This is a genomic window from Nonomuraea sp. NPDC002799 (assembly GCF_053592075.1).
The window spans coordinates 72,179-84,745 of the sequence record NZ_JBSFVA010000003.1 but is presented as its reverse complement, the minus strand read 5'-3'; the positions used below and the strand labels follow the sequence as shown (position 1 = coordinate 84,745).

Here is a 12,567-nt window from a genome sequence, read left to right as displayed (position 1 = left end):
CGATGTCACATCCGGGCCTCCTCGATCCGTCTTCAGAGCGAATCGAGGAGGCAGGAAATGACCGACATTCTGATCTTGGGTGCGGGCTACACCGGCGTCGCGGCGGCCATCAGGACCGCCGTCAGGACTCGCCGCACGGGCGGCAGGGTGACGTTGGTGAACGCCTCGCCGAGGTTCACCGAGCGCCTGCGCCTGCACCAGACCGCGGCGGGCGCGAAGCTGGCCGATCATCCGCTGGCCGAGGTGCTCGCCGGAACGGGCGTCGGCTTCGTCCAGGGCCGGGTGGCCGCGATCGACGCCGGCCGCCGCGAGGTGCGGCTCGACGACGGGCGCGTGCTCGGCTACGACAAGCTGATCTACGCGCTCGGCGCCCGCACCGACGTCTCGGTGCCAGGGGTCGCCGAGCACGCCCACGTCTACGACGACTACGCCGGCACCGTACGGCTGCGTACGCACCTGGACACCCTGGCCGGCGGCACGGTCGTCGTGGCCGGCGGCGGGCTGACCGGCGTCGAGTCGGCCACGGAGATCGCCGAGGCCCGCCCGGACCTGCGTGTCGTGCTCCTGACCAGGAGCCGGCCCGGCGCGCTGATGGGTGAGCAGGCTCGCGCCCACCTCGACGCGGCGCTGGCCCGCCTGGGCGTCGAGGTACGCGCCGGCGTGGAGATCACCAAGGTCCTGCCGGACGGGGTCGAGACGGCCGGCGGCGAGTTCGTCCAGTCCGACGCCACGCTCTGGACCTCAGGAACCCGCGGCCTGCCCCTGGCGGCCGCATCCGGGCTGAGCGTGGACGCCGGCGGCCGGATCGTCGTGGACGCCGCGCTGCGCTCGGTGTCGCACCCCGACGTGTACGCCGTCGGCGACGCCGCCGCGGTCACCCAGCCCTTCGGGGTGCTGCACGGCACCTGCCAGGGCGGCATCCCGACGGGCCTGCACGCCGCCGACTCCCTCGTCGCCACGTTGCGCGGCGGGGAGCCGAAGCCGTTCAGGTTCGGCTACGTGCATCAGCCCGTCAGCCTGGGGCGCCGGGACGCGGTCATCCAGTTCACCCGGCCCGACGACAGCCCGCGCCGGTGGTATCTGAAGGGCCGGGCGGCCGTCGTGTACAAGGAAGTGGTGAGCGGCAGCCCGATCCAGACGTACCGGCTGCTCAAGCGGGGCCTGGTGCCCGTGTGGGCCTTCGCGCTGACCGCCGGGCGCGCCTGAGGACGCACACGGCGGGCGGGGCCGCGACCCCACCCGCCGCGCCCCACGCGCTCGTGACAAGCGGCGGCGGGCCCAGGCGGGCCTTCCGCCGGCTTCAGGTGATCGGGGCGGCTCTCACGCGGGGATCAGCCACCGCCCCGGTCCAGCCTGCGCCGCGCCCGCTCCACCGCCACCGGCAGCCCCCGCCGCTCGGCCAGCGCCCGCGGCAGCCGCCGTACGGCGGCGCGCAGCCCCTCCCAGCCCGCCGGCCCGCCGCGCAGCGCGTCCAGCGACCGCCGCGCCACCACCCCCCACGGGCGGCGCAGCACCGCCGTCAGCACGGCGTTGCGCGCGGCCAGCACCCGGCGTCCGCGCGGGTCCCTGACGGGCGCCGGGTGGTGGTGGGCCACGACGTCGTCCACGTAGGCCAGCCCCCATCCCCGCGCGGCCAGGTCCACGGCCAGTCGCTCCTCCTCGCCGAAGAAGAAGATCACGTCGTCGAACCCGCCCGCCTCCAGGAACGCCTGCCTGCGCACCACGGCGCCGCACGCCAGGAACCCCAGCACGCTCGGCCCCGGCAGGTCCCGTTCCACGCCGAGCGGCGAGTCGCGCATCCGCTCCGACACCGTGTCCAGCCGCCGGCCCGGCCCCACCAGCACCCGTGCCCCCAGCAGGGCCAGGCGCGGATGGGCGTCGAGCACGTCGGCGGCGCGTTCCAGGGCTCCGGGCGCCCACCAGGAGTCGTCGTCGGCGAAGGCCACGTACGGTGTCCCGGCCGCCTCGACGCCGAGGTTGCGGCCGGGCGCGCCCAGGTTCGCGCCCGGCTCGATCAGACGGACGTCGGGGAAGTGGCGGCGGACGAAGCCGGCCGTCCCGTCGGATGAGCCGTTGTCGACGAGGATCACCGGGCGCGGGTGGAGGGGCAGCGACCGCGCCAGCGCGCGCAGCCTGTCCCTGCTGGCCACCACGACCGTGACCCGCGCTCCGCCGACCTCTGTCACACCAGGCCACTTACCGTGCGGGCGGTTCTTATTCCTCCGCCCGTTGACGGCGGCCCGGCAAAAGCGTACAAATGCGGTAACAACGTTACCTACCAGAAACGGCGTTACCTTGGTCACCGCGTATCAGCAGGCCCAGCAGGAGGGCCAGAGCGTCGTCAGGGCCGCGATCCTCGACGCCGCCACCCACCTGCTCGTCACCGAAGGCCCCGCGGTGCTGACCGTGCGGCGGATCTCCGGCGAGGCGGGCTGTTCCACCAAGGTGATCTACACGCTCTTCGGCGGGAAGGACGGCCTCATCGAGGCGTTGTGGCTGGAGGGGTTCGCCAGGTTCGAGCGGCGGTTGCTGGCGATGCCGCGCCTGGCCGATCCGCTGGCCGATCTTCGCGCGGGCCTGGAAACCTACCGTGAGTACGCGCTGGCCGAGCGCGACTACTACCGGGTCATGTTCCAAGGAGCGGTGCCCGGGTTCCGGCCGGACGCGGAGGCCGTGACGGCAGCCAGGCGCACGCTCAACCTGCTGGTGCGGGTGGTGGAGCGCTGCTTGGAGGCGGGTGTGCTGCGCGGGGCCGCCGCCGAGGAGATCGCGGACGTGTTGTGGATGGCCGTCCACGGCGCGGTAAGTCTTGAAATTTCGGGCTATTTCGTTCAGGCCGGGGCGGCGGAGCGTTATCGGCTGCTCTACACCTCGGTGCTCACGCCATTTTTGGCCTCCGACGGAGGGAACGCATCATGACCAGCCCGTACACCGGCGGTTTCACGCCGGCCACCGAGGAGATCACCGCCTTCGACCTGGAGGTCACCGGCCGTATCCCGGCCGAGCTCAACGGCCGCTACCTGCGTAACGGCCCCAACCCGCTCAGCCTCGACGACCCCTCCGCCTCCCACCTGTTCTTCGGCGAGGGCATGGTGCACGGCGTGCGGCTGCGTGAGGGCCGCGCCGAGTGGTACCGCAACCGCTGGGTACGCAGCGCCGCCGTCGCCGAGCGGCTGGGCGAGCCGGCCAGGCCGGGGCCCGTGCACGCCAATATGGACTTCGCGGCCAACACCCACATCATCGGGCTGGCCGGGCGCACGTTCGCCACCGTGGAGGCGGGAGCGCTCCCGTACGAGCTGGGCTACGAGCTCGACACCATCGGCTCGTGCGACTTCGACGGCGGGCTGCCGGGCGGGTTCGCCGCGCACAGCCACGTCGACCCGGTCAGCGGCGACCTGCACGCGCTGGCCTACTTCTTCGGCTGGGACCACCACCAGCACATCGTCATCGACCCCAAGGGCACGGTCACGCAGACCAGGGACATCGCCATCGCCGACGCCCCGATGGTGCACGACTTCGCGCTCACCGAGCGATTCGTGGTGATCTACGACCTGCCCGTGACGTTCAGCCTGGCCCACGCCGAGCGGGGGCACAATCTGCCGTACGCGTGGAACGACGCCCACGGCGCCAGGATCGGCCTCATGTCGCGGACGAGCGGCGAGGTGCGCTGGGTGGAGGTGGAGCCGTGCTGGATCTTCCACACGCTCAACGCCTACGAGGAGGGCGACGAGGTGGTCGTGGACGCGGTCCGCTACCCCCAGCGGTTCGTGGACGCGCGCCTCGACCTCGGCGGCATGCCCACGCTCGACCGGTGGCGGATCGACCTGACCACGGGCCGGGTGACCCAGACGCGGCTGGACGACCGGGCGCAGGAGTTCCCGCGCATGGACGAGCGCCGCACCGGCCTGCCCTACCGTTACGGCTACACCGCCGCCGCCCGCGACCTGCTGGACGTCGTCTACCCCGCTGACACCGAGCTGGAGGACCTGCCGGATGAGGCGTTCGACAACACCCTGATCAAGCACGACCTGGAGCGCGGCACACAGGAGTCGCGGCAGTTCGGGCGGGGCGCCTACGTCGGCGAGCCGGTCTTCGTCGGCTCCGGGGAGGCCGAGGACGACGGCTACGTGCTCTGCTACGTCAACAATCCGGACAGAGGCGCCGCCGATCTGGTCATCCTGCCGGGGCAGGATTTCACCGGCGAGCCGGTCGCCACCGTGCACCTGCCCGCCAGGGTGCCGCTGGGCTTCCACGGGAGCTGGATCGCCGACTGAGTACGACGCGGTAGCCTCTTCAGGTTGGGGTAGCACACGTGAAGAGGGAGAGACCGTGACCGGTCTGGTCGTCGCGATGGACGGTCCTTCGGGGTCGGGCAAGTCGAGCGTGTCGCGCGGAGCGGCCCGCGCGCTGGGCCTGCGTTATCTCGACACCGGAGCGATGTACCGCGCGATGACCTGGTGGATGCTCCATCAGGGCGTCGACGTGGCCGATCCCGCCGTGGTCGCGGCCCGCTGCGCCGAGCCGCGCCTCGAGTCCGGCACCGACCCCGACGGCCCCGCGATCCACGTCGACGGCGTCGACGTGGCGGGGCCGATCAGGGAGGCCAGGGTCACCGGCGCGGTCTCCGCGGTCGCCGCCGTTCCCGAGGTCAGGGCGCGCCTGGTCGCGCTCCAGCGGGAGATCATCGGCGCCGGTGACATCGTGGTCGAGGGCCGCGACATCGGCACCGTGGTCTGGCCGTCCGCCGCCCTCAAGATCTACCTGACGGCCAGCGCGGAGGCCCGTGCCCGTCGGCGCAGCGCCGAGGTGGCCGGCTCGACGGTGGAGGCGCAGCAAGCCTCCATGGCCACGCGTGACAAGCTGGACTCAACACGTAAGACGGACCCACTCTCGATGGCGGATGGCGCCGTCGAGCTCGACACCACAGCGCTGAGCCTCGACGAGGTCATCGCCGAGGTGCTGAGGCTGGTCAAAGAGCGCACCTGACGGTGCGGTACTCACACTAAGGACGAAATATCGTGTCAACGGGGGATTGGGTCGAGGCAAGCCTCGACGAGCTTGAGATCACCGAGCACGGCGACACCACGCCGCTGCCGGTCGTCGCCATCGTGGGCCGGCCCAACGTGGGCAAGTCCACGCTGGTCAACCGCATCATCGGCCGCCGGGAGGCGGTCGTGGAGGATGTGCCGGGCGTCACCCGTGACCGCGTCACCTACGACGCCAACTGGCGCGGCCGCCGCTTCACCGTCGTCGACACCGGCGGCTGGGACCCCGAGGCCACCGGCATGAACCTGCGCATCGCCGAGCAGGCCCAGGTCGCCGTCGAGCTGGCCGACGTGATCGTGTTCGTCGTGGACGCCACCGTGGGCGCCACCGACGCCGACGAGGTCGTGGGCGCGGTGTTGCGGCAGTCGGGCAAGCCGGTCATCCTGACCGCCAACAAGGCCGACAACCAGCAGGTGGAGCTGGAGGCCGCCGGGCTGTGGTCGCTCGGGCTCGGCGAGCCCTACCCCGTCTCGGCGCTCCACGGGCGCTCCAGCGGCGACCTGCTCGACGTGGTGCTCGACGCGCTGCCGGAGACGCCGGCGGTCACGTTCGGCGGCGAGCGCGGGCCCGCGCGCGTGGCCCTGCTCGGCAAGCCCAACGTCGGCAAGTCCTCCCTGCTCAACAAGCTGGCGGGGGAGGAGCGGGTGCTGGTCGACCCCATGGCGGGCACCACGCGCGACCCGGTCGACGAGCTGATCGAGCTGGGCGGGCGCACCTGGCGCTTCGTCGACACGGCCGGCATCCGGCGGCGTGACCGCGAGCTGCAGGGGGCCGACTTCTACGCCTCCGTGCGCACCCGGGCCGCGCTGGAGCGCACCGAGGTCGCGGTCGTGCTGATCGACGCGGGCGAGCCGCTCACCGAGCAGGACCTGCGCATCATCGGGCTGGTCATCGAGTCGGGGCGGGCCATGGTGGTCGCTTTCAACAAGTGGGACCTGGTCGACGAGGATCGCCGCTACTACCTGGAGAAGGAGATCGACCGGCAGCTCGTCCGCACTCCGTGGGCGCTGCGGGTCAACATCTCCGCCAAGACGGGGCGGCACGTCGACCGGCTGGTCCCGGCGCTGGAGAAGGCGCTCGACTCGTGGTCCACGCGGGTGCCGACGGCCCGGCTCAACGCGTTCCTGACCGAGCTGGTGCAGCAGACGCCGCCGCCGGTGCGGGGCGGCAAGCAGCCCAAGATCCTCTTCGCCACGCAGGCGTCGGTGGAACCGCCCAAGTTCGTGTTGTTCACCTCCGGCTGGCTGGAGGACACCTACCGGCGCTTCATCGAACGGCGCATCCGGGAGGAGTTCGGCTTCGCCGGGTCGCCGATCGAGGTGACGATGAAGATCCGCGAGAAGCGCGGCGCCAAGAAGGACAAGTAACCGCGTCCCCGCCCGCCCACGATCAGTGGGCGGGCGGCAAACGCCTTGGCGTTCCGGCGGGCCCGGCTCTATGATCTACGGCAACACGTAGACGGAGACGAGTAGCCACCAGGCCCGCACGGGCCGAGAGAGCCGCCGGAAGTTGTGAAGGCGGTCCCGTGCCCCGGTGGTGAAGACACTCCCGAGTGCGGGGAGGAAATGCCCCGCCGGCCTGACCCCCGTCATCGGGTCGCCGAGGCCGTCCCAGCGGGGTGGCAAAAGTGCGGTGGCACCGGGAGCTCCCTTCTCCCCCGCACTTCCAAGGGGTCATGCATTTCCTCCTGAGGAGCTGTGATGATCTCTCGTGTCTTGTCGGCGGAGCTCGCTGAGCACGCCGGCCAACGAGTGACGATCGCCGGTTGGGTCCATCGCCGGCGGCAACTGAAATCCGTGTCCTTCCTCGTCGTCAGGGACCGCGCCGGCCTCGCCCAGGTGGTGGTGGCCGCGCCCGGCCTGCCGGGAGAGGAGAGCGTCGTCCAGGTCACCGGCACCGTGACGCCCGGCGCGCAGGCTCCAGGCGGGTTCGAGCTGGTCGAGCCGGAGATCGAGGTGCTCGCCGCGCCCGGCTCCGCGCCGCCGTTCGACCTCTATCGGCCGGTGATCCCGGCGTCGCTGCCGACGATCCTCGACCACGCGCCGGTCACGCTGCGGCACCCGCTGCTCAAGGCGCCGCTGGAGATCTCGGCGGCGAGCGTGGCCGGGTTCCGTGAGGCGCTGGACCGGCTCGGCTTCACCGAGATCCACACCCCGAAGATCGTCGCCTCGGCCACCGAGTCGGGCGCGAACGTCTTCGGCATCGACTACTTCGGCCGTCCCGCCTACCTCGCGCAGTCGCCGCAGTTCTACAAACAGGCGATGGTCGGGGTGTTCGAGCGCGTCTACGAGGTGGGGCCGGTCTTCCGCGCCGAGCCGCACGACACCGTGCGGCATCTGGCCCAGTACACCAGCCTCGACGCCGAGCTGGGCTTCATCCGCGACCACCGGGACGTGATGGCGGTGTTGCGGGAGGCCGTGGCGGGCATGCTGGAGTCGGTACGGCGGCGCGCCGCCTCCGCCGTCGAACTCCTCGGCGCCGTGCTGCCCGAGGTACCCGCCGAGATCCCGGCCGTGCACTTCACCGAGGCCCAGCGGCTGACCGGGGAGTCGGAGCCCGACCTGTCGCCCGCGCAGGAGCGGTGGTTGTCGGACTGGGCGATGCGGGAGCACTGCTCGGAGTTCCTCTTCGTCACCGGCTACCCGATGGTGAAGCGGCCGTTCTACACCCATCCCGACCCCGCCCGCCCCGGCTACACCAACGGGTTCGACCTGCTGTTCCGCGGGCTGGAGTTGGTGACCGGCGGGCAGCGGCTGCACCGGTACGACGACTACCTGCGGGCGCTGGCCGAGCGTGGTGAGGGGGCGGCGGCGTACGAGGGGTATCTGCAGGCCTTCCGGTACGGGATGCCGCCGCACGGCGGGTTCGCGCTGGGGCTGGAGCGGTGGACGGCGCGGCTGACCGGCGCCGCCAACATCCGCCAGACCACCGCCTTCCCCCGCGACCTGCACCGCCTGTCACCGTAACGGCGCACCGCCCGCTCAGGCCCGCAGAGCGGTGCGGACCTCTTGAGCGCGCATGACGGTGTTCAAGCTGTCTGGGCGCGGCGCGGCATGAGCAGTGCCGCCGCCGTGCCCAGGACGCAGATGCCCGCGGTGACCAGGAACATCTCCGTGTACTCGGTGTGCAACGCCGCCTGCACCTGCGCCGTGTAGTCGGCCAGCCGCTTCTGGTAGATCACCGGATCCACCCCGAAGGGAAGCGGTGTGTCCAGCTCGGCCGTCAACGACTGGAACCGGTAGAAACCCCACGCCGACACGGCCGCGATGCCGATCAGCATGCCCATCATCCTGGCCACCACGACCGCGGCCGACGCCACGCCGTGCTGGGCCGCCGGGACCACGCGCAGCACCGCCGACGACACGGGGGCGATGACCAGGCCGAGGCCCAGACCGGCGACGACCAGGTCGACGTCCACCACGAGCCCCGCCTCGGCCAGGGCCAGCGGCCAGCGGCTCATCAGCCAGTAGCCGGCCGCCGCCACCGCCATGCCCGCCACCGCCACCACCCGGTCGCCGAGCCGGCGCGCCAGAAGGCCGCCGAGCAGGGCGCCTGCGGTCAGCGCCGCCAGGAACCTGGCCAGCGTCAGCGAGGCCCCCAGCGCGTCCTGGCCCAGCAGCGTCTGGGCGGTGAACTGGACGAACACCATGGTCACCAGCAGCGCCGCCCCGGCCAGGAGGCTCACGGCCAAGGTGGCGAGCAGCGGGCCCCTGCGGGTGCCGGAGAGGTCGAGGAGGCGGACGGGGGAGCGGATCTCCCACCAGACGAAGATCGCGGCCACCACCACGCCGGCCGCCAGCACGGGCAGGCCCCACGGCGGCAGGATCGCCGCCGCCGGGTCGGGGTTGTAGAGGCCCACGACCAGAAGCGCGAGCGCCAGGGCCAGCAGGCCGCCCCCGACGACGTCGATCCGCCGTAGTGTGCCGCCGCCGCCGCCGCCGCTGGTGCTGGTGCCGGTGCCGGTGCGGCCGGGGACGGTGAGCTGGACGGCCACCGCCGCCAGCGCGGCCAGGGGAAGGTTGATCCAGAAGATGGCGTGCCAGCCCCCGAGCTCCACTCCCGCCACGGTGGTGCGGGGGATCAGCGCCAGCAGCCCGCCGTACAGCGGCCCGAGCGCGCTGCCCAGCTCCTGCGCCGCCCCCACGGCGCCCAGGGCGAGCGGGCGCTCGCGTTCGTCCCAGAGGTCGCCGATGAGCGCCATCGTGATCGGCAGCAGCGCCCCGCCGGCCACGCCCTGCAGGGTACGGCCCGCGACCACCATCACCACGCCGCCCGCCAGCGCCGTCAGCACGGACCCGGCCGCGAACGCCGCCAGGCACACGTGGATCAGCGGCCGCCGGCCGTACCGGTCGGAGAGCTGCCCGAGCAGTGGCATGGCGGCGATGTAGCCCAGCAGGAACCCGGTGACGATCGGGGTGGCCCGCTCCAGGTGGTTGAGGGGGATGTCGACGTCCTCGGCGACGTCGATGAGGACGGTCACCACCACGTACGCGTCGAGCGCGGCCAGCAGCACCACCGCGCCCCCCGCGCCGAGCGCGACCCGGCGGGCGCGGCTCATCCGGCGGCGGGCGGCGTGATCGTGACCGGGGCGTCGTAGTCGCTGATGGACACCGTCACGGTGCCGTCCTTCAGCGGCAGGCTGGCCTTGGTGAGCCGGCTGGTGGCCTGGTCGATCCAGACCTTGCCGTTCACGCCCTGCGTGACACCGGGGATGATCTGGCCGACGACCTGGCCGGAGAAGGTGGTGGCGACCCGGTAGGAGCCGCTTTCCACCGCTTCGACCTTGGGGTCGGTGGCCGAGGAGAGCAACTGCGCGACGCCCTTGGTCGGCTCCAGGATCACCGACGGGTCGTAGAACTGCGCGAGCTGGTCACGGGTCATCGTCTGGAAGCCGCCGGTGGGCCCCTTGAAGTGCACGGTCTCGCCGACCACGGCGAACGTGATCTCCTGCAGGGTGCCCAGCACGTCGAGCGTGATCGTGCCGTCGGCGTCGCCCCCGGCGGTGAGCCGGCCGTCGGCCTTCTTCACCGGCACCTGCGGCTTGCCCTCGGTGGAGATCGAGAAGGAGGCCGAGGTGACGCCCTTCATCGCTTCGGCGGCCTTCTTCATCAGGCCGGGCCCCGCCGGCAACGCGTCCCCGCCACCGGACGAGCACGCCGACGCCAGCGTGAGCGCGGCCACGATCAGTAGCTTTCTGAGCATGTGCGGATGGTAGCGAGCGCCTGGGACGTCCGTGAGCCGTCGCCGATATCGGTTGGGTGTCAGCGCAGCTTCTTGAGCTGCTCCACCAGCGGCGCGTACGCCGCCTCGATCGCGTCGAGCTGATCGTCGGTCAGCTTGTCGACGAAGTGCTCGCGCACGCCGGCCACGTGGAACGGCGCCACCCGCTGGATCGTCTCCCAGCCGTCGTCGGTCAGCACCGCGAACGTGCCCCGCCGGTCATCCCGGCAGTCCTCCCTGGTGACCAGGCCCTTGGCCTCCATCCGGGAGATCTGGTGCGACAGGCGGCTGCGCGACTGGATGGTGGCGTCGGCCAGGTCGCTCATCCGCATCCGGCGCTCCGGGCTCTCCGAGAGGTTGACCAGGATCTCGTAGTCGTTCAACGAGAGCTGATGCTCCTGCAGCTCGCGGTCGAGCCGGTGCATGAGCAGCTTGTGCAGCGCCAGATGCGTGCGCCAGGCACGCTGTTCGGCGGGTGAAAGCCAGCGAGGCGCGCTCATGATCTCCAATCTAGCGCACGGAGGCCCGGACTCCACGACCCATGACGGAGCGCTGACGCCGGCCCGCCATAGAGTGATCCGGTATGGAGGAGAAGTCGGGGGAGAGCCTCGGCACGGTGCTCGTGGCCGGTGCCGCGAACCTGATCATCGCACTGGCCAAGCTCGTCGCGGGCGTGATCGGCGGCTCGGCCGCGATGTTGTCGGAGGCGGCGCACTCGGCCGCCGACACCGTGACCGAGCTCCTGCTGCTGGTCGCCGTCCGCCGCTCCGGCCGGCCCGCCGACCGGCGCCATCCCTTCGGGCATGGCAAGTCCGGGTTCTTCTGGGCGATGATGGCGGCGGTCGCGACGCTGGTGGGCGGGGCCGGGTTCTCGATCACCCACGGCGTGCACGAGATCAGCCACGGGGAGGAGCTGGCGAACCTCACCCCGTCCTACATCGTGCTGGCCGTGTCCTTCGTCATCGAGGCCGTCTCGTTCGGGAAGGCGTTGTCGCAGTTGCGCGGCCAGGCCGCGAAATACCGGGTCAATCCGGTGCGCCTGGTGCGGATGACGTCCGACACCGCGTTGAAGGCCGTGCTGTTCGAGGACGCGGCCGCCCTGGTGGGCCTGCTCATCGCGGGCCTCGGGCTGGCCGGCTCGCAGCTCACCGGCTCCGCGTTCTGGGACGGCGCCGCGTCGGTCGCGATCGGCCTGCTCCTGCTGGTCGTCGCGCTCATCCTGATCCGGTCGAACCTGTCGCTGCTCATCGGGCAGGCCGCGCCCCAGCAGATCGAGACCGGCATCCGGGCGGTGCTGGTGGCGCAGCCTGAGGTCGAGGACGTGGTCGAGCTGCTCACCATGATGCTCGGGCCCGGCGAGATCCTGGTCGCCGCGAAGATCGACTTCAGGGACGAGGCGAGCGCGGCGGGGGTCGAGATCGCCTGCGAGGAGGTGGACCGCCGGTTGCGCGAGCGGTTCCCCGGCGTGCGCCAGGTCTTCCTCGATCCCACCCCCACGACCCGTCGCTAGCCTCAGGAGAAGTGCATGACGATGGCGAGCCCGACCACGTGCATCAGCACGACGGCGACGAGCAGGGACAGGAAGACGAACTTGGCCGGTCCATGCTCGAAGGTCTTGCCCTCTTCGAGCGGCTTGCGCTGGGCCACGCGGTCGGCGATGCGCTCTTCGACGGACTTCCGGTAGAACATGAGTTCATTTTATCCGGGAAGGGGCGCCCTGCTGGCGGGGGTGTCCGTGACGACGGCCACTCTGATGTCCGGGCCCGCGCTCCACTCCAGCAGATGGCGGCCGGTCAGGTCGTCGCCCCCGGAGCCCAGCTTGTCGAGCGTCAGCTCGCCGCGCTTGATCAGCGCCTCCTTGCGCGTCCAGTGCCGCATCAGCTCGTCGTTGCCGGTGACCATGGCGCGTTCGCGCGCGGTGAGCACCCGGTCGGCCAGCATCGTGTCCAGCGGTCCCGGCGGCACGTGCTCGGCGTCCACGCCGACCTTGCCGGGCCCGGCCGCCGCGCACACGTAGCCGCGCGTGTGGCTGAAGCTGACGCCGAGGCCGGGGGCCTCCTTGATGGACGGCCTGCCGTGGCCGGGGCCGTGCAGGTCGCAGTGTTGCAGGAGCGTCAGCTCGCCCGGCTCCGCGTCCAGGACGGCGGCGGCGCACAGCCGGACGAGGAGGTGGGCGGCGACGAAGCAGGCGCGGTCGGCTTCGAACCTGAACCGCCCTGCCCGCTCCCGCTCCACCTCGGTGAGCCAGTCTTCCGGGGCGCGCACCTCGTCGGGGTGGCCGCCCATCGCCAGAGGGCCGAT

Annotated in this window: 13 protein-coding genes; 7 read left to right on the top strand and 6 right to left on the bottom strand. The window is 71.9% G+C overall.

Annotation, left to right across the window (positions count from 1 at the left end):
* The first annotated feature begins 57 nt into the window (after positions 1–57).
* Positions 58–1,206, top strand: coding sequence for an NAD(P)/FAD-dependent oxidoreductase (locus tag ACWD0F_RS07150; protein WP_449873025.1), 1,149 nt, complete (start codon positions 58–60; stop codon positions 1,204–1,206).
* A gap of 125 nt (positions 1,207–1,331) precedes the next feature.
* On the opposite strand, the gene ACWD0F_RS07145 is transcribed toward ACWD0F_RS07150, so the two are convergent.
* Positions 1,332–2,186: a glycosyltransferase family 2 protein gene (locus tag ACWD0F_RS07145; protein ID WP_449873024.1), complete on the bottom strand. Its 855-nt coding sequence runs from the start codon at positions 2,184–2,186 to the stop codon at positions 1,332–1,334.
* Positions 2,187–2,295: 109 nt separating this feature from the next.
* On the opposite strand from ACWD0F_RS07145, the gene ACWD0F_RS07140 reads away from it, so the two are divergent.
* The 5 genes from ACWD0F_RS07140 to aspS all read left to right on the top strand — a co-directional run bounded on the left by ACWD0F_RS07140 (position 2,296) and on the right by aspS (position 8,012).
* The gene (locus tag ACWD0F_RS07140; RefSeq protein ID WP_449873023.1) at positions 2,296–2,919 is read left to right on the top strand and encodes a TetR/AcrR family transcriptional regulator; all 624 of its coding nucleotides are present in this window, start codon (positions 2,296–2,298) and stop codon (positions 2,917–2,919) included.
* Entirely contained in the window at positions 2,916–4,274 is a 1,359-nt protein-coding gene (locus tag ACWD0F_RS07135; protein ID WP_449873022.1) for a carotenoid oxygenase family protein, read from the top strand. Before ACWD0F_RS07140 ends, ACWD0F_RS07135 begins: the two co-directional genes overlap by 4 nt.
* A gap of 55 nt (positions 4,275–4,329) precedes the next feature.
* A complete protein-coding gene (gene cmk, locus ACWD0F_RS07130; protein ID WP_449873021.1) occupies positions 4,330–4,986 on the top strand; it encodes a (d)CMP kinase in 657 nt (218 codons plus the stop codon).
* A 32-nt stretch (positions 4,987–5,018) separates the two neighbouring features.
* On the top strand, positions 5,019–6,413 hold the full coding sequence (gene der / locus ACWD0F_RS07125; RefSeq protein ID WP_449873020.1) for a ribosome biogenesis GTPase Der: 1,395 nt from the start codon (positions 5,019–5,021) through the stop codon (positions 6,411–6,413).
* A gap of 333 nt (positions 6,414–6,746) precedes the next feature.
* Positions 6,747–8,012, top strand: coding sequence for an aspartate--tRNA(Asn) ligase (gene aspS, locus ACWD0F_RS07120; protein WP_449873019.1), 1,266 nt, complete (start codon positions 6,747–6,749; stop codon positions 8,010–8,012).
* 62 nt (positions 8,013–8,074) lie between these two features.
* On the opposite strand, the gene ACWD0F_RS07115 is transcribed toward aspS, so the two are convergent.
* From ACWD0F_RS07115 to ACWD0F_RS07105, 3 genes are read right to left on the bottom strand one after another with little or no spacing between them, the layout of a single operon-like run.
* On the bottom strand, positions 8,075–9,604 hold the full coding sequence (locus ACWD0F_RS07115) for an MFS transporter (RefSeq protein WP_449873018.1): 1,530 nt from the start codon (positions 9,602–9,604) through the stop codon (positions 8,075–8,077).
* The gene (locus ACWD0F_RS07110) at positions 9,601–10,248 is read right to left on the bottom strand and encodes an LppX_LprAFG lipoprotein (protein ID WP_449873017.1); all 648 of its coding nucleotides are present in this window, start codon (positions 10,246–10,248) and stop codon (positions 9,601–9,603) included. The genes ACWD0F_RS07115 and ACWD0F_RS07110 overlap by 4 nt, the downstream gene beginning before the upstream one ends.
* 59 nt (positions 10,249–10,307) lie before the next feature.
* Complete coding sequence (locus tag ACWD0F_RS07105) at positions 10,308–10,766, bottom strand: MarR family winged helix-turn-helix transcriptional regulator (RefSeq protein WP_449873016.1); 459 nt, start codon at positions 10,764–10,766, stop codon at positions 10,308–10,310.
* 83 nt (positions 10,767–10,849) lie between these two features.
* Between ACWD0F_RS07105 and ACWD0F_RS07100 the strand changes: the two genes are divergently transcribed.
* The gene (locus ACWD0F_RS07100; protein ID WP_449873015.1) at positions 10,850–11,776 is read left to right on the top strand and encodes a cation diffusion facilitator family transporter; all 927 of its coding nucleotides are present in this window, start codon (positions 10,850–10,852) and stop codon (positions 11,774–11,776) included.
* 2 nt (positions 11,777–11,778) lie between these two features.
* Here ACWD0F_RS07100 and ACWD0F_RS07095 read toward each other — a convergent pair whose 3' ends face one another.
* Together ACWD0F_RS07095 and ACWD0F_RS07090 are read right to left on the bottom strand one after the other, a co-directional pair.
* The gene (locus tag ACWD0F_RS07095) at positions 11,779–11,955 is read right to left on the bottom strand and encodes a hypothetical protein (RefSeq protein WP_449873014.1); all 177 of its coding nucleotides are present in this window, start codon (positions 11,953–11,955) and stop codon (positions 11,779–11,781) included.
* Positions 11,956–11,964: 9 nt separating this feature from the next.
* Positions 11,965–12,552 (bottom strand): 4'-phosphopantetheinyl transferase family protein, encoded by a 588-nt coding sequence (locus ACWD0F_RS07090; RefSeq protein ID WP_449873013.1) that lies wholly within the window; start codon positions 12,550–12,552, stop codon positions 11,965–11,967.
* Between the last annotated feature and the right edge of the window lie 15 nt (positions 12,553–12,567).

Bases quoted from the DNA above. Each gene is read 5' to 3' on its own strand.
- ACWD0F_RS07110 (WP_449873017.1), bottom strand. From the start codon at position 10,248: ATGCTCAGAAAGCTACTGATCGTGGCCGCGCTCACGCTGGCGTCGGCG.
- ACWD0F_RS07115 (WP_449873018.1), bottom strand. From the start codon at position 9,604: ATGAGCCGCGCCCGCCGGGTCGCGCTCGGCGCGGGGGGCGCGGTGGTG.
- ACWD0F_RS07150 (WP_449873025.1), top strand. From the start codon at position 58: ATGACCGACATTCTGATCTTGGGTGCGGGCTACACCGGCGTCGCGGCG.
- ACWD0F_RS07100 (WP_449873015.1), top strand. From the start codon at position 10,850: ATGGAGGAGAAGTCGGGGGAGAGCCTCGGCACGGTGCTCGTGGCCGGT.
- ACWD0F_RS07095 (WP_449873014.1), bottom strand. From the start codon at position 11,955: ATGTTCTACCGGAAGTCCGTCGAAGAGCGCATCGCCGACCGCGTGGCC.
- ACWD0F_RS07105 (WP_449873016.1), bottom strand. From the start codon at position 10,766: ATGAGCGCGCCTCGCTGGCTTTCACCCGCCGAACAGCGTGCCTGGCGC.
- aspS (WP_449873019.1), top strand. From the start codon at position 6,747: ATGATCTCTCGTGTCTTGTCGGCGGAGCTCGCTGAGCACGCCGGCCAA.
- ACWD0F_RS07135 (WP_449873022.1), top strand. From the start codon at position 2,916: ATGACCAGCCCGTACACCGGCGGTTTCACGCCGGCCACCGAGGAGATC.
- ACWD0F_RS07090 (WP_449873013.1), bottom strand. From the start codon at position 12,552: ATGGGCGGCCACCCCGACGAGGTGCGCGCCCCGGAAGACTGGCTCACC.